General features: G+C 44.8%; 23 protein-coding genes and 1 pseudogene. 14 read left to right on the forward strand and 10 right to left on the reverse strand.

The window, feature by feature from the left end; genetic code table 11:
* Positions 1 to 66: 66 nt before the first annotated feature.
* From AB4307_RS20840 to AB4307_RS20855, 4 genes are all read right to left on the reverse strand, one after another.
* The gene (locus AB4307_RS20840) at positions 67 to 558 is read right to left on the reverse strand and encodes a hypothetical protein (RefSeq protein ID WP_102384195.1); all 492 of its coding nucleotides are present in this window, start codon (positions 556 to 558) and stop codon (positions 67 to 69) included.
* 168 nt (positions 559 to 726) lie between these two features.
* Complete coding sequence (locus tag AB4307_RS20845; protein ID WP_372133345.1) at positions 727 to 2,703, reverse strand: alkyl sulfatase dimerization domain-containing protein; 1,977 nt, start codon at positions 2,701 to 2,703, stop codon at positions 727 to 729.
* A 329-nt stretch (positions 2,704 to 3,032) separates the two neighbouring features.
* Positions 3,033 to 4,022 (reverse strand): efflux RND transporter periplasmic adaptor subunit, encoded by a 990-nt coding sequence (locus AB4307_RS20850; protein WP_012604427.1) that lies wholly within the window; start codon positions 4,020 to 4,022, stop codon positions 3,033 to 3,035.
* Positions 4,022 to 4,633, reverse strand: a complete 612-nt coding sequence (locus AB4307_RS20855; protein WP_017065282.1) for a hypothetical protein — start codon at positions 4,631 to 4,633, stop codon at positions 4,022 to 4,024. Before AB4307_RS20855 ends, AB4307_RS20850 begins: the two co-directional genes overlap by 1 nt.
* A gap of 773 nt (positions 4,634 to 5,406) precedes the next feature.
* Between AB4307_RS20855 and AB4307_RS20860 the strand changes: the two genes are divergently transcribed.
* The 5 genes and pseudogenes from AB4307_RS20860 to AB4307_RS20880 all read left to right on the forward strand — a co-directional run.
* Positions 5,407 to 6,342, forward strand: coding sequence for a LysR family transcriptional regulator (locus AB4307_RS20860; RefSeq protein ID WP_017070445.1), 936 nt, complete (start codon positions 5,407 to 5,409; stop codon positions 6,340 to 6,342).
* Positions 6,343 to 6,578: 236 nt separating this feature from the next.
* On the forward strand, positions 6,579 to 6,956 hold the full coding sequence (gene gloA, locus AB4307_RS20865) for a lactoylglutathione lyase (protein WP_017084654.1): 378 nt from the start codon (positions 6,579 to 6,581) through the stop codon (positions 6,954 to 6,956).
* 14 nt (positions 6,957 to 6,970) lie between these two features.
* On the forward strand, positions 6,971 to 8,068 hold the full coding sequence (locus AB4307_RS20870; protein WP_372133348.1) for an alkene reductase: 1,098 nt from the start codon (positions 6,971 to 6,973) through the stop codon (positions 8,066 to 8,068).
* A 110-nt stretch (positions 8,069 to 8,178) separates the two neighbouring features.
* Positions 8,179 to 9,039 (forward strand): DMT family transporter, encoded by an 861-nt coding sequence (locus AB4307_RS20875; RefSeq protein WP_372133350.1) that lies wholly within the window; start codon positions 8,179 to 8,181, stop codon positions 9,037 to 9,039.
* Between the two features lie 42 nt (positions 9,040 to 9,081).
* Positions 9,082 to 9,198, forward strand: a pseudogene (locus AB4307_RS20880) (cytochrome c); the annotation flags it as partial.
* Between the two features lie 130 nt (positions 9,199 to 9,328).
* On the opposite strand, the gene AB4307_RS20885 reads toward AB4307_RS20880, so the two are convergent.
* Positions 9,329 to 9,823: a peptidylprolyl isomerase gene (locus AB4307_RS20885; RefSeq protein WP_017060208.1), complete on the reverse strand. Its 495-nt coding sequence runs from the start codon at positions 9,821 to 9,823 to the stop codon at positions 9,329 to 9,331.
* Between the two features lie 123 nt (positions 9,824 to 9,946).
* The gene (locus AB4307_RS20890) at positions 9,947 to 10,555 is read right to left on the reverse strand and encodes a TetR/AcrR family transcriptional regulator (protein ID WP_017065287.1); all 609 of its coding nucleotides are present in this window, start codon (positions 10,553 to 10,555) and stop codon (positions 9,947 to 9,949) included.
* 167 nt (positions 10,556 to 10,722) lie between these two features.
* On the opposite strand from AB4307_RS20890, the gene AB4307_RS20895 reads away from it, so the two are divergent.
* Positions 10,723 to 11,709, forward strand: coding sequence for a glycosyl transferase family protein (locus tag AB4307_RS20895; protein WP_081324522.1), 987 nt, complete (start codon positions 10,723 to 10,725; stop codon positions 11,707 to 11,709).
* A 97-nt stretch (positions 11,710 to 11,806) separates the two neighbouring features.
* Here AB4307_RS20895 and AB4307_RS20900 read toward each other — a convergent pair whose 3' ends face one another.
* Entirely contained in the window at positions 11,807 to 12,103 is a 297-nt protein-coding gene (locus AB4307_RS20900; RefSeq protein ID WP_029235295.1) for a hypothetical protein, read from the reverse strand.
* Positions 12,104 to 12,270: 167 nt separating this feature from the next.
* Positions 12,271 to 12,504: a hypothetical protein gene (locus tag AB4307_RS20905; protein ID WP_017060212.1), complete on the reverse strand. Its 234-nt coding sequence runs from the start codon at positions 12,502 to 12,504 to the stop codon at positions 12,271 to 12,273.
* A 302-nt stretch (positions 12,505 to 12,806) separates the two neighbouring features.
* Between AB4307_RS20905 and AB4307_RS20910 the strand changes: the two genes are divergently transcribed.
* The 4 genes from AB4307_RS20910 (at position 12,807) to udp (ending at position 18,410) form a co-directional block, all read left to right on the forward strand.
* Entirely contained in the window at positions 12,807 to 13,223 is a 417-nt protein-coding gene (locus AB4307_RS20910; RefSeq protein ID WP_017060213.1) for a CBS domain-containing protein, read from the forward strand.
* 171 nt (positions 13,224 to 13,394) lie between these two features.
* Positions 13,395 to 14,858: an MATE family efflux transporter gene (locus AB4307_RS20915; RefSeq protein WP_017065289.1), complete on the forward strand. Its 1,464-nt coding sequence runs from the start codon at positions 13,395 to 13,397 to the stop codon at positions 14,856 to 14,858.
* Positions 14,859 to 15,011: 153 nt separating this feature from the next.
* Positions 15,012 to 17,369, forward strand: coding sequence for a zinc/cadmium/mercury/lead-transporting ATPase (locus AB4307_RS20920; RefSeq protein ID WP_372133352.1), 2,358 nt, complete (start codon positions 15,012 to 15,014; stop codon positions 17,367 to 17,369).
* A 282-nt stretch (positions 17,370 to 17,651) separates the two neighbouring features.
* Positions 17,652 to 18,410 (forward strand): uridine phosphorylase, encoded by a 759-nt coding sequence (gene udp / locus AB4307_RS20925; RefSeq protein WP_017065292.1) that lies wholly within the window; start codon positions 17,652 to 17,654, stop codon positions 18,408 to 18,410.
* A gap of 213 nt (positions 18,411 to 18,623) precedes the next feature.
* Here the strand turns inward: udp and AB4307_RS20930 are convergent, their stop codons facing one another.
* Entirely contained in the window at positions 18,624 to 19,790 is a 1,167-nt protein-coding gene (locus tag AB4307_RS20930) for a DUF1887 family protein (RefSeq protein ID WP_017065293.1), read from the reverse strand.
* A gap of 197 nt (positions 19,791 to 19,987) precedes the next feature.
* Positions 19,988 to 21,979: a methyl-accepting chemotaxis protein gene (locus AB4307_RS20935; RefSeq protein ID WP_017068093.1), complete on the reverse strand. Its 1,992-nt coding sequence runs from the start codon at positions 21,977 to 21,979 to the stop codon at positions 19,988 to 19,990.
* A 277-nt stretch (positions 21,980 to 22,256) separates the two neighbouring features.
* Between AB4307_RS20935 and hinT the strand changes: the two genes are divergently transcribed.
* The 4 genes from hinT (at position 22,257) to lpoB (ending at position 25,345) form a co-directional block, all read left to right on the forward strand.
* Positions 22,257 to 22,607 (forward strand): purine nucleoside phosphoramidase, encoded by a 351-nt coding sequence (hinT, locus tag AB4307_RS20940; protein ID WP_017060220.1) that lies wholly within the window; start codon positions 22,257 to 22,259, stop codon positions 22,605 to 22,607.
* Between the two features lie 286 nt (positions 22,608 to 22,893).
* Positions 22,894 to 24,285, forward strand: coding sequence for a COG3014 family protein (locus tag AB4307_RS20945; protein ID WP_372133354.1), 1,392 nt, complete (start codon positions 22,894 to 22,896; stop codon positions 24,283 to 24,285).
* The gene (locus tag AB4307_RS20950) at positions 24,285 to 24,668 is read left to right on the forward strand and encodes a YcfL family putative periplasmic lipoprotein (RefSeq protein WP_017060222.1); all 384 of its coding nucleotides are present in this window, start codon (positions 24,285 to 24,287) and stop codon (positions 24,666 to 24,668) included. The genes AB4307_RS20945 and AB4307_RS20950 overlap by 1 nt, the downstream gene beginning before the upstream one ends.
* Before the next feature lie 86 nt (positions 24,669 to 24,754).
* Positions 24,755 to 25,345 carry a penicillin-binding protein activator LpoB gene (gene lpoB / locus AB4307_RS20955; protein ID WP_017060223.1) on the forward strand — a complete coding sequence of 197 codons (591 nt, stop codon included), beginning with the start codon at positions 24,755 to 24,757 and terminating at the stop codon, positions 25,343 to 25,345.
* Positions 25,346 to 25,424 lie beyond the last annotated feature (79 nt).

Genomic DNA, 25,424 nt, shown 5'->3' on the forward strand with positions numbered 1-25,424 from the left:
GGGTTTAACGACCTTTTATCTGATTGTCTGTTTATCTTGTCATCTATATTGCCGTTCAGCTGAGAACTACAGCCCCTCGAAAATATCACTAAACCAATCTTCAAGTTGCTCTCGTTTGTCTTGAGGGCCATTGATTACCACTAAGCCATTCAGTGTCGCTTGATCCCAAGAGATCGTTCCGTTCGCCAATGCATCGAAAACATCGAGCTCTGTAATAAGCAATAAATCGCTTTCTGTCGGCAAAGTGTCTCTTCCTGAAACGTTCACGCCTTTTTCAATGCTGATTTGGCTGTAGTGACCTTTAATCGCTTCAAATAAGTTGAACTCAACCTTGCTCGGATGCGCCTTTGCGAGGGCTGATTTTATCGCAAACAGTTTGAAATGATCCGGTTTGTCTAGGTTTCCAAACTCGTCATCTTGTCGAGCATGAATGATGTTACCAAATACTTCGAGTGAGCCCGGTTCGGTCACCAAACTAAACCCGGTTTCTTGGTGTAAGCCGCAAGCGAATACCAGAGAAGAACTGAGTGAAAGCAATAGAACAAAACGTTTTAGCATGTGTGAACCTTAAACGAAGTAGGGCAGTTTCCTTACTTCAACAATAGACCTAGATCGTTGAGTGAGGGCTGCGAACTGTACCAATAAATAAACGATAAAGGGACCACAATGGGTCCCTAAGTTATCGGCTCGCCATCCTTAGCAGGCCTTTAATTGGTGTATATCCAATTAACGAACGATAAGCATCAGTTCTTCAGGAGAAAGAGGCTTGTCGAAGTAGCTCATGAAGAGACCGAAGCCTTTGATATCGCCATTCGAGAACTTGAATTCACCAGACTGCATGTTCTTACCAATCACTTGCTGAGCATTAGGGCCAGCCATCAGGATTTGGTTCAGCACTTGACGAGAAGTGTTGATTTGAACATCTGCGCCTTCTACGGCTGTTTCATGAAGCTGTGCAATACCGTTACGAACTTCGATAGTAAATGACTCATTCGTATCAGAGAAGTTGTACGTTAGCGCCATGTTTACATCTAACGTGCTTTCTGCAATGAGAGTCGACGTCATCATGTCGAAGATCTGCTTACTTGGTAGGGCTGTTAGAACGTCTACAGAAGCAAAGCTGATCATGTTAGAGAAATCGCGAGTACCTTCTAGCTCAGCAGCGGCATTTAATGCCCAGTTACGCCAGTTGATGTTCACTTGGTCTGCAGACCATGCTTTGTAAGCTTGTGCTTTCAGTGCGCGAGCTTCCATGTCGTCTTTGTTTACCGTGATTGGGTAAGAAAGAATCTCTGCAGCGAATGTGTAGTTTTCTGCTTTGATCGCGGCTTTCGCTGTGTCGATGATGTTGTCACGACCGCCCATGATTTCTACGAACGCTTTAGCACGTTGCTCGTAAGCCATTGGCTCTAGCTGCCACGGATCGGCTTCGAAGAAACCGTTGTAGCCTACGTAAATTTGGCGAACAGCGTGTGCAACAGTACCGTAGTGCTCACCTAACCAAGGGTGGTCGGCAAGGTGTTTAGGCAGCTTAACGACTTCAACAAGTTCGTCAGGTGTTAGACCCTTGTTCATGTGACGAATCGTTTGGTCGTGTGTGTATTGGATTGCATCACGGTAGGCCGTTAGTACATCCGCTACCGCTTCTTTGCCTTCAACAGGACGACCATGCGAGTTGATCATGATTTCTGTATCGAATTGACGCATAACGTCGATGCCCTTGAACCACATTGATGGGTCACGGAATTTCGTACCACGAATCGTGTGTAGGTTCGGGAAGTTTTCGCCTTGTAGAACCTCTGCTGCGTGCAGGATTTTTTGTTCTGGAAGGTAAACCACGATTTCATCTTTAGTTTCTGATGGCACGTTTACGATCTGCATGTGAACACCAGAGATTGTGATGTCTAATGTGCCATTTTTTTCAACGAGCATATTAGGCTCAATGAACGAGATATCACCTTGCATGAAGCGAGGGCCAAGGCCATCGTTTACTGTGCCGTGTTCGCCTTCTTCAACGTGTTTTGCACCCGTGTAAGATGTGCGGTGACCAAACAGTGTACCTAGGTTTGAAGACCAGTTAGCCACTGCTGCGGTTAGGCCTTCTTCAGCGATGATTTTTACTTCGCCTGATGCTACTTCTTCATCAGTCACCCATGCACGCACACCAGAGATGTGGTCGATGTGGTTGTGAGAATAGATGATGGCTTTAACCGGCTTGTCTGTGATTTGACGGAACTGTTCTTTAACCGATTGAGCCATTTCTACCGACTCGCCTGGATCAACAATGATGATGCCGTCCGTACCTTCGATCATGACAGGAGTGTCTAGACCGAAGCCGTAACCAAGATAAATATTGTCATCAACTTTGATGATCGCTTGGTCCATTTTACGACCGTGCTTGGTTAGGATTGGGTGTACGTGATCAGACTCTTCTGTGAAAGCCAGTGAATCGCCCGTTTTTGAAAGCACTTGGATACGTTCGCCTTTGCCCCAGAACATGTTTGATTCGTGTTCGAATAGAACCTCACTTTTGTAGCGCGCATCAAGATCGATGTTTTGGTATTGAGCTGCATTTGCGGTTTGAAGCTCTTGGCCTACCGTTGATGTTGCTTCTACAGTTGGCGTTGCAGATGCAAAACCAGAAGCAAGTAGAGTGCTCGCAATAGCAACAGGAAGCGCCATTTTTTTGAATGTATTAGTCATGGTAGTGACCTTATATTTGGATACAGGAATTGGATTTCTTGAGCCAAATGATAGAGGTGGGGGAGGTCGCTATCTACGCGCTAATAATATTTCAATCTATCGTTTTTTCGATGATTTGTTTGATAAACGATTGTATTGGCGATTAATTTTGATCTAAATCAATTAGTAAGTGAGCTTGCAACAGATACAAAAATGCCCTGAAATTCAGGGCATTTGTTTTACAATTAGTCGCTAGTTCATGAGTGGCTGTGATACGAGTGAATAACAGCCAAATCATTGAATACTTAATTGCTTATCAAGAGCTAATCGTTTACCAAGAGCTTAATCGTTTACCAAGCACCTAGGTATGACTTGTAAGATTGTAGGCGAACTGTTGCTGCGCCGATTACATCAATGAAGCCCCAGAACGGATGTGGTTTCTCTGCCGAGATCCAAGCCGCGCCAGTTGAACCAATAGGGATGTTGTAACCTTCTGGTTCAATGATCTCAAGTACGATAGTACGACCTAAACCATTGCCGTTTCTTACCACGTGTTGACCGACGCTTTGTGGCCCCTGAAGTGGAGAAATACTCGACTCACCGGTACCGGCATTAAAGCTGTGTACTTTTGCTCGGAACACGTGGCCTGGGTATGCATCAACGAAGAACTCAGCGAAGTCTCCTACTTGAACATAGCCATAAGTTTGGTCTGAAATACGCATCTCAAGAAACTTTTTGCTGGTGTTGTAGAGGTGCATGTTACCCATGACAGAACCTTCAGCAATATTCACTATCGATACCTGACCATCAAACTCAGCTCTAATGGTCTTTTTCTCTTGCGCCCAATTTACTTTTTGTAAATCGGCTTTTAACGACACCAGTTCAGCATGCAGCACTCGAAGATCAGAGTCGTACTTTTCTACGTCACGCATATTGAAAATTTCAGGTGACGTTTCAGCACGCTCTAAGTCGCGATTCATTTGCTTGATCTCTTCTTCTTTCTGAACAATTGAAGATTCGATCTTTGCTTTGTCTGCGGCTGAGTCAATGTCGACGAGTGTGTAAATTACGTCGCCTTCTTTAACCATTTGGTTGTGTTCAACAAGCACTTGGTCGATCTGCTGGCCAAAGATCGGTGACATTACCGCGTGTGGTGCTTTCACTGTGGTTGAGTTGGTTAGATCAACGGGTGCCCACAAGCGAGAGATAACCGCTAATACCGCAAGAATCGTTACGCCGCCAATGGCAGCCCATGTGTAGTTCTTGAAGTTCTTCTTAAGTGCGCCTGTCGCGAACAGTGACCATACAATTAGGATGTATGGAATCATCATCTCTTTCATTATGCGACCTCTTTTTCTGTAGCGGATGGTGTTGTTGGAGTCTTTTCTTCTGAAGCCTGTTCTTTTGAAGATTGCTCTACTGAAGACGGCTCTGTTACCGGTTGTTCAGGTGATACGTGGACTGCGGCTGTCTCTGTATTGGTCGCGTCTTGTTTAGGCTGAACACCACGGCGAATCACATCACTCAGTGATTGACCAATATGTTTCCAGTTCGCCAATGCGATAACCAATGCGATAACCCAGAATGTTTTGCTGATGAAGAGTCCGCAAAGTGACAGTGCAAACACGATTTGAACGTGAGCGCTTTTGTGCTCTTTTGCTTTATGCACACCCAGTTCATGCAACTGCCACATGCCGTAAACACCGGCTAAAACCACAGCAATGGTCACTGAGAACAAGTAACCAGAGAAGGACTCCATCTGGAAGAAGTTCATCATCATTTCATTGGGATGATTGTTGAATTGAGACATGTCGATGTCTTTAGAATGGATTGTGCCTAATGGTGCAAGAGCCCATGCTCCCGCAAACATCACTGCCATAAACAGGCAGAATTTAATCAAGACCATCACAACGGCCCAGATTTTCTGGAAAACGATTTTTATAAAGTTCATATCTCAACCTAAATAAGGAGAGAGAAAGTGCAGCCTTGGTACAAGACTTTTAGAAGACATCTGAAAGAGGTGTTGAACTCACGTAACCGTATAGACCTACTGAGTCAAAAGTACTAGATGACAATTAAAAATCGCTTTGACCACGTAGACAACGCATTCTCGCGAATAGAGTGTTAAAAACACCTGGCGAAATCATTCTTAAGTAACGTCTACCATTGATAGGTTCGTTTGCTGCATTGGGTTTTAAGGCCGTCTTCCGTGATGTGTGCAACACCATCATCTACACATTTTTAGGTTTTCTGTTTAGGTTAAGAATTGATTTGTTGGCGAAATAATAGGAAGTGTAACTGGTGCTATCTACGCATTATTGCGATATTGAATTATCGTAATTACGATGAATTGAGTGGTTGCTTAAACGTGAGGTGGGTTTATTTGAACAGGCTCAAACTCGGCTTATAAAATATGTCTATTTAATTAGCCTGGATCATAGAAGTGGCTATAAAAGTATCAATAAGGCAGGACGGAAATATTGAATACTCCGACCAGTCTAGGGTGAGTTTGGGTGGATTAAGCGTTACTGGCACAGCGAAGAGATTTAGATTCCAATCTGGCGAATGTGGCAGCTATTCGAAAGAGTGAGTTGTTCTGACATTTTTGCTATTTACCATATGATGCTTCCTTCTCAGTTTTGTTTTCTCAATGAGCATCCGTTGTTTCATTCTATCGCTTTTACGATAAGATAATTAAATCTATCGCCAAATGAGCACTGAATCATGAGTAATGACATTCCGAATTTTAACTTATTGGCTGTGTTTTCAGCGGTGATGGAGCAGGGCAGTTTGAGTAAAGCTGCGGATCAACTCAGTACCAATCAATCGACCATCAGCACCGCGTTAACTCGTCTAAAGAAAGAGATTGGCCAAGAGCTTTTTGTTCGCAAAGGAAGAGGTGTTGCGCCTACGTCTTATGCGCAAAGCTTGTATGAACAAATTAAAGCGCCGATCAATGAACTCAATGGCGTGTTTCAGTCGATGGCTAATTTTGATGAGCAATCCTCTGAGCGTAAGTTTGTTATTTCTGCACCTGAGCACTTACAGTGGGTACTTCTCAATAGTTTCGCGGCGCTTCCTAATCAAAACTTGTCGCTGGAAGTCTTTGATCAACCAGACAGTGATGAGCGCATTTATGAAGATCTTTTGACTCAAGAGTTCGATGCGATGATCGATATTGTGGTGCCTGAACACCCAAGTATCGTCAGTGAAACACTTTATGAAGGCGAGTTTGTGATCGTGTGTCGAGCTGATCATCCACGGATTCAAGGTGAAATCAGCGAAGCTCAGTTCCTAAGTGAAAAGCATGCTGTATTAGACAGAACACGACGTAAAGTTCGCAGTTTGAATCACTACACTTCTTTGGATCTGTCCCAGCGTAAAATCGTGTTTCACGGGCGCTCGCTGTTCAGTAATATTTTGCTGTGTAGCCAATCCGATTACATCACTGTCGTGCCTTTATCTATGGCCGTGCAGTTCCAAGAAAAGTTAAGTTTGCAGCTGTTCAAGCCGCCCTTTGAATATCAGCCGATATCTCATTACCTGATTTGGTTGAAGAAGCAGAACAGCGACCCCGCTCATAAATGGTTCAGAGAACAAGTCATCAATACATCAGATTCAATGTCGAAGGCGCTTAAAGATAGGCGGTTGCGATTTTAATTGAGAGTCTAAATCTAAGGGGAGTATTGGCTTCCCTTTTTTGTGTCGCTTAGTTGGTACTAGACAATATGTTAATAACAAAAAATTATTAAAATGAGAATATTTAATAATTTCACTGATTTGTGTGTGTTCAGTAATATACCTAGCAACAGAGAAGTAGGTGGCCTCAAGGTCAACCTAAACGAACATTACTTAGCTTCTGAACGAGGCTGAGATTAAAGTATCAAGGGCGAAATATGAAATTCCTACACACAATGATCCGAGTTACTGATTTAGACAAGTCTATCGAGTTCTATACCAAGGTATTGGGAATGAAGGAACTTGAACGCCATGAAAACAAAGACTACCGCTACACATTGGTTTTTGTTGGCTACGAGCAAGGCGGCACGACTATCGAGCTAACGTACAACTGGGATACGAATGAGTACGAGATGGGCAGCGCGTTTGGTCATCTGGCATTGGGTGTAGAAGATATTTACGCAGCATGTGACAAAATCAAGTCGCTAGGTGGCAACGTCACTCGCGAAGCGGGTCCAGTGAAAGGCGGCTCAACTCATATCGCTTTTATTACTGACCCAGACGGCTACCAAATCGAACTGATTCAACTAGGTTAATCGAGGATATAACAATGACAAACGCACTATTTCAACCAATTCAACTTGGTAATATCGAGCTTAAAAACCGTATTGTTATGCCACCGATGACGCGTTCTCGCGCAACGCAACCTGGTAATTCAGCAAACGATATGATGGCGGCTTACTACGCTCAGCGTGCTTCTGCAGGTTTGATTATTGCTGAAGGCACACAAATTTCACCTATGGGTCAAGGCTATGCTTGGACTCCGGGTATCTATTCTGATGAGCAGATCGCTGGTTGGAAAAAAGTGACTGATGCCGTACATGAAAAAGAGGGCGTTATCTTCGCTCAACTTTGGCATGTAGGCCGTGTAACACACCCAGACAACATTGGTGGTGAACAGCCAATCTCGTCTTCTGCACTTAAAGCACAAAACGTAAAGGTATTCATCGATAACGGTACTGATGAACCGGGCTTTGTTGATGTGGTTGAACCTCGTGAAATGACGAAACAAGACATCAAAGAGGTGGTTGAACAGTATCGCCAAGCGGCTTTGAATGCGGTTGAAGCAGGCTTTGATGGTATCGAACTTCACGCAGCGAATGGTTACTTAATCAACCAATTCATCGATTCTGAAGCAAACAACCGCACTGACGAATACGGTGGTTCAATTGAAAACCGTTTACGTTTCCTAGGCGAAGTGGTTGAAGCTATGGTTGAAGCGATTGGTGCTGACCGTGTTGGTGTACGCCTTGCTCCGTTCACATCGTTGAATGGTACGGTTGACGCTACACCAGTAGAGACTTACACAGCGGCGGCAGCACTACTTAACCTATACAAAATTGTTTACCTACACATTGCAGAAGTTGACTGGGACGATGCACCTGAAACGCCAAAAGCATTTAAAGCAGCAGTTCGTGAAGCCTACGAGGGTGTCCTTATTTATGCGGGTAAATACGATAGCGAGCGTGGCGAAAAAGCCGTTACTGAAGGCGTAACTGACATGGTTGGTTTTGGTCGTCCATTCGTTGCGAACCCAGATTTACCAGCTCGTATTCAAAATGGTTACCCACTTGCAGCGCACGATCCAAACACATTGTTCGGTGGTGCTGAAAAAGGTTTAACGGATTACCCAGAATACGCAGGCTAAAAACAGCTGCCTGAAGCAGAGTATTGAGATAGTATCTTGATCCTGTTGAATGTTTATAAAAAGCAACCTTGCAGAGTCGGGTTGCTTTTTTTGTTATTGGACCAAGTAAAATGATGAAAGCGATGCGCGGAGAGCTTTACCTCCTATTTGCTACCCTGTTAGCTGGGATTGGATGGATTGCATCTAAGCTGGTGGTATTAGAAATGCCGGGGCCAGTGTTCATTGGTGTGCGATTCCTCGTCGCGAGTTTGATTCTTCTACCGTTTTGTATTCATCACATTCGTAAGCTTTCGCTTAAGCAGGTTCTTTCTCTTTGCGGAGTGGGTTTGCTGCTGTCTGCTTCATTGCAGGTATGGGTGTTTGCAGTATCGGTGACAGAAAGCTTGTCGGAAGGGGCATTCATCATGAGCTTAGCCATGATCATTGCACCGTTTGTGTCTTGGATTTTTTTTCGAGTTAAGCCTAATCGTGCGTTTTGGATGTCTTTCCCTATCGCGATTATCGGCATGCTACTGCTGACTTTGGGCAACGGCTGGCATGTTGAGCAGAGTCAGGTTTACTTCTTGTTAGCATCGATGTTGTTGTCTGTTCACTTTGTGATGAACAAGCGTGTGATTACCAATATCAAGCCTATCGCATCAATTTGTGTGCAGCTGTTTGTAGTGGGTGTGAGTGGTTTAGCCTTTGCTTCTCTGACTGCTCAGCCGGAGTTCGAAATCACCAAAACCTTAGTCTTCTGGTTTATTGTCTCTGCGGTGATCGCAACGTCTATTCGTTACTTGCTGCAAACGGTCGGTCAGCACTCCGTGAACATGGAAGTGGCGGCATTGATCATGATTCTTGAGCCTGTGTGGACGCTGCTGTTAAGTGTGAGTGTGCTTGGCGAAAGTGTAGAGATGCAGAAGTTGCTCGGTGGGGCGGTGATCATTGCTTCACTATTTTGCTATATCAAATCGTCGAGACGAAAATAAAACACTCGGCGCAAGGCCGAGTGTGGGTTGTTCTTCAAGTGCTTTTCTGAGCTTTATCAGGCGAGTGTTGAACAAGACTTGTCGAGTGCAGAGCAAGGGTTAAATTCTGCGAATAAGACGTGCAAAGGGTGTCACCGTACTTATCGTTCTCGCTGGTAACTATTCTAACAACGAGCTTTGAATACAGGTGGTAAAGTCGAACCCTTACCACCATAGTCCTATCGCACAGCCTTCTTTTCTTTATGCCATCAATTCGAATGCACTAGGGGCGGGAAAGGACGTGAATGAATTAGTCGCGAATAGTGACTTTTGTAATCACAATATCTTCGCAAGGCACATCTTCGTGTCCCCAGCGAATGGTTGTTGGTGCTTTCGCAATTTTGTTTACCACATCCATACCTGCTGAAACCTTACCGAATACCGCGTAACCCCAGCCAGCATTGGTTGTTGAGGTGTGATCTAGGAAATCGTTGTCATCAAGGTTGATGAAGAACTGCGCCGTTGCAGAATGTGGTGCATCAGTCCGAGCCATTGCCACAGAACCAATCACATTCTTCAAGCCACGGTTTGCTTCGTTGACGATTGGGGCACGAGTTGGTTTTTCTGTCATGTCGATAGTGTGACCACCACCTTGAATCATGAAACCTTCAATAACACGGTGAAATGTCGTGCCTTCGTAGAAACCGTCTTGGCAGTATTTAAGGAAGTTTTTCGACGTTACTGGCGCTTTTTCAAGGTTCAGTTCAATCTCGATATCGCCAAAGTTGGTGGTGAAAGTAATCATAGGGTTACCTAAAGTTGAAGTTTTACTGAGTCGTAATGACGAAAGTGGGTTGCAGTATAGGGAAAATAACAGCAGATACTAGTGATGGTTTTATTGTGGTTGAATTCTCATCAACCACCAAAATCACGCCTGATATTGTTTAAGGAACATCTCGACACTTGAAGTAATGATCACTTGTTTGTGCGCAGCATCCGGTGACGGCACATGACCAATGATTTGCGGCCAAAACGCAAAAGACTTAAGCAGACCAATGAACTGCGTGGAGGCGAATTGTGGGTCTAGTTCTACTAAACGACCGTCTGCCAACGCGGCTTTAATCCAGGTTGTAAGTCCACTTTCTGCTTGGGAATATTTTTCCATCGCTTGATGCGCCAGTTCTGCGTTATGGAAATACTCTGAGAACAAAACGCGTGACAGGTCGATGAAGCCTTCAGACTCAAGTAACTCAAGCTCTTGATTGGCTATCGAGGAAAGCTGTTCTTCAAGTGGCAGTTCTGCTTGATATGGGAAATGCGTTGCGGCCAGAGTTTTGCTCCAAATGCTGTCTAGAATCTCATCTAAAAGCAGTTCTTTGCTGGCAAAGTGATTGTATACGGTACGCTTTGATACTTCTGCGCGACTCGATATTTTATCCATGCTGGTGGCCTTGTAGCCATGCTCAGTAAACTCTGCGATAGCAGCGGCAACGATCGATTCACGTTTTCTTTGGCTCAGCGTTTTTTTTACAGTCATCGGGATACTACTCAATATGTCGCGGTTAGCATTACATACGCTAATTTTACACCAGTAAGTTTACTTTTAGAACACCAATCTGCGTATTGGTAATTCGGTCGAGAGCAACTGAATCGCTTTGCAATGCACGGTGGGTATCATAGAATCGAAAGTGTATTCGAATTTTATTGATATCAACGGAAGAGAATAAACAATCAATGAGTAGTATTTTAGAGTGTATTCGTACAGTTGGACGAGGAGAAAGAGGGCGTAAGCCTTTATCGTTCGAACAAGCCTACCGCATCATGGATGAGTATTTAAGCGGAGAAGTCGGTGACGACCAAATGGCAATGCTACTGATGTTGATTCGTGTGCAGAATGAAACCAATGAAGAGATCGCTGGCTTTGTAAAAGCGTTTCAATCTCGAGTGCCAGATTTAGGCGCTGATATTGATTGGCCGTGTTATGCAGGTAAGCGTAACGATAACGCCAGTGGCAAGCCTTGGAACTTGTTGGCGGCAAAAATCTTAGCTGACAATGGCTATAAAGTGTTAATGCATGGCTATATGGATAAGCCGAGCGGTAGGACGCACGTTGAAAGCCATTTGCAAGATGTCGGTGTGCAAAGTGCTGAGAGCCCTGAACATGCTAAGTCGATTCTTGAACAAGACGGCATTGCTTATTTACCGCTAGCTAACTTTGCGCCCGAAGCACAAACCATGATTGGTTGGAAACACCGCTACGGTTTGAGAACGCCAATTAACACGGTAGTTCGAGCATTGAATCCTGGTGGTGGCCGTTTAGGTCTGCGTGGCAGTTTCCATCCTGGCTTTCCACAACTTCATGCGGAAGTTGAGCATGTTATCGGAAATAAATCCCACTCGGTGATTTCATTCAAAGGGATGAACGGTGAGTCGGAATATAATCCTAAAGTTAGCCAAACGGTATGGATGAGCTCTCCTGACAAAGTCGAATCGTTCTACTGGGAAGAGATGATGAACCTAGAGCTGCCACTTCCTAGTCAATGTGTACTTGGCACATCGGCTGAAGATATGGCGCTAATGGCGAATACCGTTGTCGACAGCATGACAGCCATTCTCTTTGCAGAAACGCACGATAAAACTGAGGCATACCAGAAAGCGGTGCGCCTGTGGCATGAGTATTGTGCGCGTTAGATGGTGGTTTGTAATCAATGAGAGAAGGTCAGCGAGCGCTGGCCTTTTTATACTTGATTTCTAGCAAGGGCTTTTCGTGAACGCCCAAACAATAAAGCTACTTCACTCGCATCAAGCGATGCATTTTGTCTTCGAACTGAATCTCAATCACCTGTGAGATTTTCATCTTATCAACACGATCAAGCATTCTCGCTTGGTAATCACGTTTTTTCATCCACTCTAGCGGTTCTTTAAAGCCATCTTCATTAATCACAAACGACTGATCGGTAATAGAGTCTTCAAAGATATGAACCACCCAAATGCGTGATTGGAAATCCAATAACTCACTAAAGTAGCTTTTTAACTTAGATAAGGAATTCGTTAGATACGTTTTAGGTGGGGTTTGGGAAGACATAGTAAACCGTATTTGGACAATGAAAATCGGCAAGGGCGCCGTCTGATCATTATAGCCTTTACCCGTTAGGCTTGTCAGGTCGAATTCGGCAGCCATTCACGGCTATTGCGCTTGCTAATGCTACTATGGCTGCCAGTTAGAGATTAACCAAATCAGTGTCGGATTCACTATTTAACGAATAGGCCGAAGTCGATCTCTTGTTCTCTTTGATATTTCACCAGCTTCACTTTTAGGTCGTGTTTTGCTGCTAAATCAATGGCTAAGCATGACATGCGTTTTATCTCATCAACGCAGCTTGATATCAGCGGTTTTTCTTGATTATCGATAGTGGCGATGAGTGTGTTTTCTGTGCCGTCGTTACCTGCGTAAATATACGCGTACATGTTGTTGTCGTGTTGCATAAACTTCCTAAAACGGGATTTCTAATTATTAGTGAGGTGAAGATTACAGGGTTTATTTACGCAGGCTAGCTCGGCTAAGTAAGGTTAATCAAGGGAAAGTAAGGCTTTGTAAGGGCTCTTTTTTTTCTTTTTTCTGGCGTTCGAAAACGTGCTCAACCCTTTGTTTGTCTCACTTTTTTGTCTTGTTAGGTTTTGCCTATCAATAAAATTGTTGAAATCCATTTAGTAAAATCAAGATTTTAGACAACAATTAACTTAACAAGATAGAAAATATATGACGCAAAGTATTTAGGGAGAACGCAATGCATTCTATTAAAGTGAAAGATTACATGACGCAGCAGGTTGTGACATTTACTCCTGATATGCCGTTAAGTCTAGCGTTAGACAAAGTGATGCGTAGCCACCATATGGGTGGGCCCGTAATCGATGATAACGAACAAGTGATTGGCTTCCTTTCAGAGCAGGATTTACTCGAGAAACTTGTGAAGGTCAGTTACTTCTGCCAAGACACACACCTTGTGGGTGACTGTATGTACCAAGAAGTGCTGTCGGTGTCACCTGACTTATCCATTATTGAATTGGCGGACATGATGCAGGTTGGAAAACCTAAAGCATACCCTGTGATCGATAATCGAAAACTGGTGGGTATTATCACCAGAACTGATGTTTTGAGAGCAATTGGCAAGAACTTGGAAGAATGCTTCAAACATCAGGTATAGTAGCGTGTTAAGAACGATTATTTTTCTCAATACTCTCAATTGAAAAAAGGCGCACTAGCGCCTTTTTTCTGTATAGCGCTTTTCTTGGTCGATCCTTTCTTTTTGGATCCCTAGCCAGTTGAACAGCTGATTAGGCTTTAGCTCTTGGGTATTCCAACTTTTGGAGGTTTCATGTCAAATCAAACGGCAAAGTTTGTTGAAGGTTCAACGATGCGCCACATATTGGTGATGTCGGGGGCTGGCTCTGTCGGTTTGATGGCGTTATTTGTGGTCGATCTGCTCGACATGCTGTTTATCAGTATGCTCGGACAGGTTGAATTGGCTGCTGCGGTAGGCTTTGCAGGTACGCTGACTTTCTTTTCTACCTCCGTTTCTATCGGTACTTCCATTGCCATGGGCGCATTAGTGTCCAAAGCCATCGGCTCTAAGAATCAAGAGCACGCTCGAAACCTAAGCACCAGTATCATGCTGACTGCGTTTGTTATCAGTTCAACCATAACTGCAATCATGTTCGCTTATATTCCAGAGCTGCTAGCCGCGATAGGCGCCAAAGGCATTGCAGCCGAACGCGCTCAAGCTTACCTACAGATTTTGCTACCTAGTGGTCCATTTTTGGCGTTAGCGATGGCAGCGGGTGCGGGCTTAAGAGCGGCAGGTGATGCTAAGCGTTCGATGTGGGCAACTTTGTCTGGCGGCATTGTTAACGCGATTCTCGATCCTCTGTTTATTTTTGGTTTTGGTTGGAACATCGAAGGGGCGGCTATCGCTTCGGTTGTCGCTCGTTTCTCGGTGCTATTCTTTTCGCTTTATCCTCTTATTCGCAGCCATCAGCTGGTAGCTCCGCCTTCTTTTGTGCAATGGCGCATTAATATTCGACCAATATTGGCGATTGCGCTGCCTGCGATTATCACCAATACCGCAACGCCTATCGGTAATGCGATTGTAACAACGGGTATCGCACAATATGGTGAGGATTTTGTCGCGGGCTTTGCCGTGATAGGTCGTCTGACGCCAGTTTGTTTTGCGGTTATCTTTGCCTTGTCTGGCGCTGTGGGGCCAATCATTGGTCAGAACTTTGGTGCTGAACGCATGGACCGAGTAAAAGAAACACTCAATAACTCATTACTGGTTACTACGGCATACACCATCGCTGTTTGTATTCTGTTGTACTTCGTTCAAGGTTATGTCATTCAAGGCTTTAGCTTACAAGGTGATGCAGCAATCATTGTGGCGGCTTTCTGTACCTATGTGGCGTTAACCTTCACCTTTAACGGTGCACTATTTGTTGCCAACACGTCTTTCAACAACCTAGGTAAACCGCTTTACTCGACAGCATTGAATTTGGGTAAAGCGACGTTAGGTACTCTGCCGTTCGTATATCTAGGTTCGCAATGGTATGGCGCTTTGGGTGTTCTCTATGGTCAAGCTTTGGGTAATGTTTTGTTCGGAATTTTAGGTATCTTGGTGCTTCGACATCATATCGCTGAACTGATGCAAGGATCTCAAGTTGATCCAGTGGAAGATGATGTGTCGATTGTCAGCTTGAACACTCAGCCATTCTGTTCACACGATGCGGTTCTTATTGATGATGTATCCGCTAACCGTGAAGAGTGTGCGGAGCTTAAATCTCAGTAAGCCATCGGCGCTGGCATAATATTTTTGTTTTCTTGAAAACTTCTTCTTGACCTTGGAGTAGCCTCCAAGGTTTATACTTTTGATGAACTTAAGGTTCTGTTGCTCGTAAGTTAGCAACAACCTCAAGGCTTTTGAGTATTAAGGAGATACATTATGTGCGCAAAACATGCAGCGTGCCGCTCAGCAAAAGTGGACGTTCAACCTCAAGCGGCAGGAGCAAGTTGCTCTAGCCCTAAAATTTCAAGCATCACAGCAGCAGGTACTTCATCTGGTTGTTGTAGCTCTTCTGCTGCTTCGTCATCGTCTGGAGATGATTGTTGTAGTTCGTCGGATAGTGGAGAAGAAGACAGTCAGTCCTCAACTTTATCTCTCGATGCCAAATTTTCGAAAAGTTGGCTGGTTGCCGGAATGGACTGCCCAGCTTGTGCAAGAAAAATAGAAAACGCGATCAGCAATATTGACGGTGTTATTCAAGCGAAGGTTCTCTTTGCTACCGAAAAGCTGGTTGTGAAATTCGATAATGAAAGCCTTGCTGACACCATTGAACAGGTCTCTATCAAAACGGGTTTCCCTCTTACGGAAGTCGGTTCAAAGAAAGAAAAACAACAACCTGAGACTTTTTGGCAAGCTTATATCCAACCTAATTTACAGATTATCGCGATTGCAGCGGCAATGCTGTTTGCGGCGCTTGTAAAAATCACCTCACCTCAATTAAGTGAAGGCTTGTTTACGGTAACTTGTCTGCTTGGTTTATATCCGGTGGCGAAGAAAGCGGTTCAGCTGGCGCGTTCAGGTACACCGTTTGCTATTGAAACCTTAATGAGTGTTGCCGCGCTGGGTGCTTTGTACCTTGGCGAAACTGCGGAAGCAGCGATGGTTCTATTGTTGTTCTTGATTGGTGAGCGCTTAGAAGCGTTTGCTTCATCAAGAGCAAGAAGTGGCGTTCAAGCGCTAATGGCATTGGTACCAGAAAACTCGACTAAGATCATCAACGGCGAGCGTGTAGAAGTAGCAGTCAGTGAACTGGTTCCAGGTGATGTGATTGAAGTGGCCGCGGGCTCTCGTTTACCTGCTGACGGCCAATTGATTACAGACGCGGCAAGCTTTGATGAAAGTGCGTTAACCGGTGAATCTGTTCCTGTTGAACACATCGAAGGCAATAGCATCATGGCTGGCGCTGTGGTGGTCGATAAAGTGGTTCGTATCACCATCACTTCAAAACAGGGTGAGAACGCGATCGATCGCATTCTTCATCTGATTGAAGAAGCAGAGTCTCGTAAAGCACCACTAGAGCGATTCCTCGATAAGTTCAGCCGTTGGTACACACCGTTAATGATGGTAGTGGCTCTGTTGGTCATCATCACACCACCATTGTTGTTTGTGCAGCCATGGGAAACATGGGTTTACCGTGGCCTAGCGCTATTGTTGATTGCTTGTCCGTGTGCCTTGGTTATCTCGACTCCTGCAGCGATTACCTCTGGCTTAGCAGCAGCAGCGAAACGTGGTGCGCTCATTAAAGGCGGCGCAGCGCTAGAGCAGCTTGGTAAAATCCAAACCATCGCCTTCGATAAGACAGGCACACTGACCGAAGGTAAGCCTCAGGTTACGGATATTCAACCTCTATCGGGGTGGCAACAAGACGCGATGCTGCGTGTGGTTGGGGCGATTGAAGTTGGCTCTACTCACCCGTTGGCGCAGTCACTTGTCGCTAAAGTAAAAGACCTGAATATTGAGATTCCTGAATCACACAACAAGAAAGCGTTGATTGGTAGTGGTGTTGAAGGGGATGTTGATGGTGTTAAGTATCAGGTTCTGTCACCGTCTAAAGTCACGTTCGAACTTGGTGCCGATGTGGTTTCTCAGGTAGAAGCATTAGAAGGTGAGGGCAAGACGGTTGTGGTTGCTCTTGAGGTTAAAGATCAAGAAGAATCAACAGAGCAAGCTACGACGGTGATTGGTCTGATTGCTTGGCAAGATACGTTACGCAGTGACGCTAAGCTTGCGATTGAACGACTTAATGAATTAGGTATTCAATCTATCATGTTGACCGGCGATAATCCGCGCAGTGCAGCAGCGATCAGTAGCAAGATTGGTATGCAGTACAAGGCAAGCCTATTGCCAAGCGACAAGGTATCTTACGTTGAGGAGTTATCTCAACAGTCGCACGTGGCGATGGTCGGTGATGGCATTAATGATGCACCAGCAATGAAAACGGCGAATGTCGGCATCGCAATGGGTGGTGGTACGGATGTCGCTTTGGAAACGGCGGATTCAGCACTGACTCATAACCGTTTAACTGAGCTGCCAGCGATGATTGAACTGTCGCAAGCGACCATGAACAACATCCGTCAAAACGTAGCCCTTGCGCTTGGTTTGAAGGTCGTATTCTTGGTGACAAGCTTGTTAGGTATTACCGGTTTGTGGGTGGCAGTTTTAGCGGATAGTGGTGCAACTGCATTGGTGACATTGAACGCATTGCGTCTGCTTCGATTTAAATCTAAAGCGGACTAAATCGAGCTCACCGACATAGAGCATTCTTAATATAAAAGCGCCTTTAGCGGTAATACGTTAAAGGCGCTTTTTGTCTCATTAGTATGCAACATAGGCGTGCGGATTGCTTATTTTTGTGATGCCAATCGGTTTTTTGTGAAACTTGAATTATTGTTGCGATCATTCATGTGACATGTGTCACTTCATTTTGTAATGAGCTTGGTTAGAGTGTGTTCGTACCCCACGAATTTACTATGAGCTTAAATAAGGGTAAAAAGCCCAATAAGCCAAAAGGAGCGAACTATGTCTCAAGCTGTTTTCCACTTAGGTGTTACTGAAGCAGATCTTAACGGTGCTACTCTTGCGATCATCCCTGGTGATCCTGCTCGTGTGCAAAAAATTGCAGAAGAGATGGAGAACCCAGTATTCCTTGCTAGTCACCGTGAATACACGCTTTACCGCGCAGAGCTAGACGGCAAACCAGTTGTTGTATGTTCAACAGGTATTGGTGGTCCATCGACTTCTATCGCAGTTGAAGAGCTTGCTCAACTTGGTGTTCGCACTTTCCTACGTGTTGGTACGACTGGTGCTATCCAACCTCACGTAAACGTGGGTGACATGATTGTTTCTACAGGTTCTGTTCGTCTAGACGGCGCTAGCCTACACTTTGCTCCTATGGAGTTCCCAGCAGTGGCTGACTTTGAAGTTGCAACAGCAATGAAAGCGGCAGTTGATGAATCAGGTGCAACAGTTCACATGGGCGTAACGGCATCAAGCGATACGTTCTACCCAGGTCAAGAGCGTTACGACACGTTCTCTGGTCGCGTTGTTAAGCGCTTCCAAGGCTCTATGCAAGAATGGCAAGACATGGGCGTTCTAAACTTCGAGATGGAATCTGCAACACTGCTAACTATGTGTGCAAGTTCTGGTCTGAAAGCAGGTTGTGTTGCTGGTGTAATCATCAACCGTACTCAAAAAGAGACGCCTGATCACGACACTCTAAAAGTAACAGAAGCACGTTCAATCAAAGTGGTTGTAGAAGCCGCTCGTAAAATGCTTTAAGTCTTAAAGTGCTCTGAGTTTTAGAGAGCATTAAGTCTTCAAGTGACATTAAATTTTGAAAATGGCCGCATCGTATGATGCGGCCATTTTTTTGTGCCGTCTGAAAGTAATCAATAGAGAAAACAGACAACAAAAAAGGCGAGTGACTTAATCGTCATTCGCCTTTTTAACAATCTGCTTAAGAGCATTGAGCTCTCATGAGCTTATTGGTTTTTAGTACTCTAGATCTTCACTGCCACCCGCAGCTGTAAACCATGCCGTTAGGTGTGTTTTAAGATCTTTCAATTCGTCAGGGCCAATCAATGCAAGGCCAAGATCTTCAGCTCGTGTGATGTCGTTATGGCGAAGAGGGCGGAAGCTCACTAACATTGCACGTGCTTGTAGGCCACCTAGCAGGTCTCTAAGCGATTCCAGTTTGTACAAGGTGTCATCACCATCATCACGCATGCCTTTGGTCTTACATTCGATGATGTGCAGCTTATTGTTCACCACAGAGGCAACATCAAGCTCGTTACGAACCTCACGTTCACCCAGTTGACGGTATACCTGAACATTCAAAGAACGGTCTTGAATGGTCGGCATGTCATCTTGGATCTGCTTAACTGTGCTGTGAACCAATGTTTCAAGCCATTCACCGTTTGAGAAGCGGCGCGCGTCTTCGTTGGCAAAGGTCAAAATACCATTGTCGTAAGTCGCAATTTTAGCTTCAACCAAATCGCTCAACAGCATGTTGAGCTCGCGATAGCCTTGTTGCTTCTCAGATAGGCCTACATCAAGTTTTTGTTCTTTACGGCAGGTCGTTGCTAGGTAGTTCAATGTCGCAAGGCCAGGGCCTAGTTCGAGTGCGTTACTTGCCCAACGTTCACCCAGTTCATAAAGTTTCTGATCCAGTTGCGGAGACAGCTGAACATCGCTGAATTCACCGCGAGCACCGAACACAGTTAGGTAGTCGTCGATAGTGATGCGGTCTTGAACTTGTGCGTCTTCTTTACCATTAGGGTACAACCAGCAAAGCTTGTCGCTATTTGGTTCAACCACGAAGATTGGCCAGTGGTAAGTACGGAATACTTCGTACACAGAAAGTAGGCGGTGACGGAGGCCACAACTTGCGTTGAGCTTCACTTCTTGACCGCGTGCTTTGAGGTCTTCGGCAAGGGTTTGGATAGATTCTTTAATGACAGATGTATTTACGATGGTCGGAATTTCGAAAAACTCACTCGTAATGTCGCGCTTGTGCAAAACGCTGTCTAAACGTTTGTACATACTGACTTGATTTTTGTCACCGATAAACACGATGTGAGTGCTGACCGTTCGGTTATCAAGTAATGGGGTGAGCAAGCGAATGGGGTCTTGATCGATAATGCCAACATGAACAGCCATATAAATTCCTTAATAGCGGCTCGCTCATAAAGGTGAAAGAAAAAACGGGAAGCAGCAAGCCTTAATAATCATATAATGACAAAGCTCATAAAAAACAAGGGCAACCCTTGATAAAAGTTGCCCTAGCTCAATTAGTCACCACTATTGGGTAAGAAGTCTCAACAATCTCACTAAATATCTATCGATTCTTCATTTATCTATAGTTTGAATTGATGTACTAAATCACCTTGCTGATTCGCCAAAATTGTTAGGTTTTGGCTTGCCTCCGCAATTGAAGACATCGCTTGGTAACTCTTATCTGCGATGTGGTTGATGTCTTCGATGTTGCGTGCAATATCACCAGACGTTTCACTCTGCTCAGCGGCTGCTTGAGAGATGTGTGTACTCATGTGGCTGATCTCTAGAATCAAGGCTTGGATCTCTTCCATCGCACTGTTTGCACTTGAAGCTTGTTGAACCGACATGTCCATATCGCTCATACAGCTTTCAATTACGTTACTTGCAGTTTTCGAGCTTGATTGCAGATTGCTGATCATAGTCTCGATTTCAGAGGTTGATTGAGTGGTCTTCTGTGCTAGCACTCGTACTTCATCGGCAACGACTGCAAAACCACGACCTTGTTCACCTGCACGCGCTGCTTCGATTGCCGCATTAAGTGCAAGTAGGTTGGTCTGTTCAGCAATACCACGAATAACGTCAAGGATTGAACCAATCTGGCTACTCATCTGTTGTAGCTCGCCTACAGCGCCCACTGATTCAGTAAGGCGAACTTCAAGCTGATTAATGGTGCTGATGTTGGTGTTCATGATCTGACGACCAGACTCAGAAGCCGATTCTACTTGTTGAACCATGGTGAGTGAGCTTTGCGCGCTGTTTGCCACTTCTTGTACAGAATGAGACATCTCTGTCATTGCGGTCGCAACAGTCGCGGTTTGCTCACGTTGGCTGTTCAATTGAGCCTGCGTTTCAGATGACGTCTTCTGGTTGACGCTTGCAGTCTTAGTTAAGTCATCTGAAGCATCATTCAACTTCACAAGGATATTGTGCAGGTTGTCAGCCAAGGTGTTGATGTGACGGCTCACGCGGCTGAATTCGTTGTCGTAGCGAATATCGATACGCTGAGTCATATCACCTTCAGTTAGACCTTCTAATGTACCGAGGATGCGAGTTAATGGCTCTCGTACGCTGTGTGCAATGTGGTAACCAATCGCAGCAGCGAACACAGTCACAACAATGCCAATGGCAATCGCGTTGAATAGGCCTTTGTCGTAGATGCTGCTTGCGTCAGCGAGTGATGAGTTAAGTTGCTCTTCAGCGGTCACGTTGAATGAGTCCAAAACAGCCATCGCTTGGTCAACTTCTAGAGCTAGGTTAGCGATGTTCACGTACAACGCTTGTTTGGCTTGTAGGTAGTTGTTGTGTTTGTCTAGTACGCCACCTTTCTGACCAACGTCTTTGGTGAACTTCTGAACCGACTCATCGAAGACATTTTTAAGTGCTGGTAGTTGTGTTGATAGACCTCGATAAGCGTAGTTAAGATGAGTAACGGCCTTTTTGTTTTGGTTAAGGGCTTTTTGAACGAAGGCAACATCAGAGCTAGCAAGTGCATCAGAGGTAATAACTTCTGCGTCTTGCAGTTTGATGAAGTAGCTCTTTGCCATCACTTTTACAGAGATGCTTTTTTGGTCGGCAACGTACTCTTTCATACCAACGGTTAATTCTGAATGTAAGCGTTGGAAGTCACGAGACGCTTTTTGTACTTGTTCTTGTGCTTCGAACATCGCGACGTAGTTGTTCATCGCTTCGTCAGCTTCGGCGAAGTAGCGTTCTTCCATTGCTCTTAATTGCGCGATACGTTCAACAAGTGAAGCATTGTTTTGGCTTGCCGCTTCTAAACTACCGAGAACTTCTGAAAACGAGTTTTGTGATGCAGCAAATTCTGTACGCATTGCAGACATGCGTTCAGCGTTTTGTGTGGTTAAGAAATCTTTGAATGACTTATCAGCAGAAAGCAATTGAACACTCGTTTGATTTGAAAGCGCGACAAGTGGTAATGAGGTTTCTGAGACACTCTCAAAATTGCTGTGTATCTGATTCATGCTGTTCATCATGATGGTTATCGTGACTGCGAACATGATGATGATCAGTGCGAAACCAGCGTACATACGCTTGATCACAGATCCCTTCATGGCTTTCTCCCTAAATAAAAATGCAGACCTAATGTCAGGTCAAAGTAAAACTAACAAAATTATCAGCATTCTATTGAGCTCGGCTTACGCATTTTATGACGCACACGTCAAAAATAGCGCTCAGTTATAACCAACATGCCATTCTTGAGAGCTAAGGCTCGTTTTCTTTGATTTGAACGGTGTTTTTTATTATGCTTTAAAGCAGATTTATTGTGGTTTGATGCGGCATAGCGCATACTCAAAGCATTAAAAAATAAATGTTTTATCGGAGAGAAACATGGCTGAAGAAACCATTTTTACTAAGATCATCAACAAAGAAATCCCAGCAGATCTACTATACCAAGACGATTTAGTAACCGCATTTCGCGATATTAACCCTCGCGCGCCAAGCCATATCCTAATCATCCCAAACAAGCTGATTCCGACAACTAACGATGTTGAAGTCCAAGATGAAGCGATGATGGGGCGCATGTTTACTGTTGCTCGCAAGTTAGCAAAAGAAGAGGGCATTGCAGAAGATGGCTATCGTCTTATCGTGAACTGTAACTCTCACGGTGGCCAAGAGGTTTATCATATTCACATGCACTTGGTTGGCGGCCGTCCACTTGGCCCCCTATTAATGAGCTAATAAAAAGTTAATGAGCTAATGAAAAGCTAACGAGTTAATGAGCTAGTTTAAACGCGCTCATTAGTGGGTTAACACAAGTAGTTAGTTGGAAAATTTGTAGTTTGTATGCCAACTTTAAGTTCTATCTGTTGTCTGAACATCGGCATCGCCTAGGCAGAGGCTAAATCAGTAGGGTTTCAACTGGCTTGAGATCCTTTTTACAACGCGTTTCGTTTTGATAATGAGACCATTAAAGGTCAGCAGACCCTAATAAAGTAGGCATTTTAAACATGCACGGAGACGATAAGTGAAGCAACAGTTTAGATTCGCTTCCATTGCCCTGTTATCGGCGTTGACCGTAGGTTGTGCGAGTATGTCTGCAGGAAGCCTGTTCAGTCATTACAGCGCACAAAACAAAGCGATCTACCAAGCCGTTAAATCTGGAGATTATTCAGAGGCTCAGCAAGAGCTACCAGATTACGCGGCAGGCGACATCCTTGATAACTTTGAAAGAGGCAGAATTAATCTGCTGGATCAAAAATACCCTGAGAGTAAGGCTTCGTTTGAAGTGGCTGATCAGGCGGTTACTGAGCAGCAACGCAAAGCCGTGATCTCAATCTCAGACAGTGCAACCAGTGTGGGTGCGTTGGCTGTGAATGACAATATTACCGAGTATGTGCCAGCCGATTACGAGTTGGGCTTTCTTCATCTGTATCTCGGTTTAAATTACCTCAAGAAAAACGATTTAGAAGGTGCGGTGATCGAAATGCGTCGCGCCAACCAAGTTCAAGAACAAGCGAAGAAGCAACGCGAGGCTGAGTTAGACAAAGCAGCCAGCGATGCGAAGAAGCAAGGCTTGTCTGCCAATGTGGGTAGCATCCTTGCCAATTACCCCAATGCGGGTAAGAAACTGCAGTCAGTACAGAATGCGTATCTGATGTTCTTGTCTGGTCTGCTTTATGAAGCGTCAAATGATTTAAACAGCGCCTACGTTGACTATCGTCGTGCTTTGGCTGTGATGCCAGATAACCAAGAAATCATCGATAGAACCATGGCAACAGCCGCTCGTTTAGGGATGCGACAAGATTTAGCAACATTAGAAAAACGCTATAAGCAATCTTCTAAACTTAGTGCAGGTGAAGGGCGAGTGATTGTTCTTCAAGAGCAGAGCGCTGTGCAAGCTATGGACAGTTGGCGACTGGATTTGCCTGTTTATGACAGTCGCGATCAGGGGGCAATATACTCTCTTGCGCTGCCATATTACCCAAGTCAAAACGTAGAGCGTTTTTCTGCCTTGCGAATCAGCGGACAGCCGCTACAAGAACATTTGATCACTGATGTAAACGCGATGGCGCAGAACGATCTATCTGAACGTATGACAAGCATTGTTATTCGCCAAGCGTTACGTGTCGTCGCGAAAGATCGCATTCGTAAAGAAGCAACCAAAGGCGATGATGTCGGTAATATTCTGTTCAACGTGTGGAACACACTGACAGAGCAACCAGACACTCGCAGTTGGCAATCATTACCTGCAGAGATTAAAAGCAGCACGTTTGTAGCAAATAGCGGTCAATATACGTTGGAAGCGGGCGCTAAAACGTACGACTTTGATATTCGAGAAGGGCAGACCACCTTGGTGTGGATTTCTCGACAAGGAAACAACGCAACAATGTGGCATAAACAGCTAGGGAGGCTGTAATGAAAAAGTGGTTAGTGAGCTTAGCAGCGGTTATGGCTCTGGCTGGTTGTGCTGATAATACAGCTGGCGTAAGGGTCGATAGTCTGACTCAGAACGTTTTCTTTGGTGACAAGGTATTGGGCAGCCGCTTACAGGTTGAAGATATTCGCACCGATCTAGTCGACGGTCATACGCGAGGAATCGTTCGTTTAAACAGTAACTATAAAGGCGATCAACATATCCTTTATCGTTTTTACTGGTACGACGATGCCGGGCTTGAGGTCAACCTCAAACAAGGCCCTTGGAAGCAAGCGATTGTTCGTGGTTTTGAAAGTATTTCGTTGTCGGAAGTGTCGGTAAACCCGAAAGCGACTCAGTTCAGAGTCCAGTTCCGAGAGCAGTAAGTTAGATTAAACGGGTCTCATGATTCGTAAATACAAGAATTTAAGAGTGTGGGTAACCCCGCTCAGTGATAAGTTGAGGAAACAAAATGAAAAAGAGTGTCATTGCGCTATTAGGTTTAGCGGTTATTTTAGGCGGTTGTTCAAACAAGGTAAGCTACGGTGATGCACAAGCAGTAGAAACCACGACAATCGATTTCGGTTCAACTGACCTTCAAACGATTGCGGGTGAAATGGTCGATAGCATGATGGCGTCTGGTTCTGTGTCTTACATTACTCGTGAACAGCGTCCAATCGTGTTTGTAGAGCGAATCAAGAACAAAACAAGTGAGCACATCGATACTGAGTCAATCACTGACACTATCAGTACTAAGATGCTGAACTCCGGTAAGTTCCGTTTCGTTGATATGGACCGTGTAGAGTCTGTTCGTGACCAATTGAACTTCCAAAACAACGATGAGCTTGTAAACCAAAGTTCAGCGATTCAATTTGGTAAAATGGTTGGTGCTCAGTACATGCTGTACGGCAACCTATCAAGCATCGTTAAGAAAGCGGGTAGCGATGAAGACGTATACTACAAAATGACGATGCGTCTAATGGATCTTGAGTCTGGCTTGATTGAATGGGCTGACGAGACTGAAATCCGTAAGCAACAATCTAAGAGTCTACTAGGCCTTTAATTTCGCTTACTTGCCAACTATACGCGGCCAGTTTTGACAGCGTATAGCTTGGTCACACGCCAATGCAGTGCATGATGCG

This window comes from Vibrio sp. 10N.261.52.C2, assembly GCF_041471425.1.
Classification (GTDB): Bacteria; Pseudomonadota; Gammaproteobacteria; order Enterobacterales; family Vibrionaceae; genus Vibrio; species Vibrio crassostreae_C.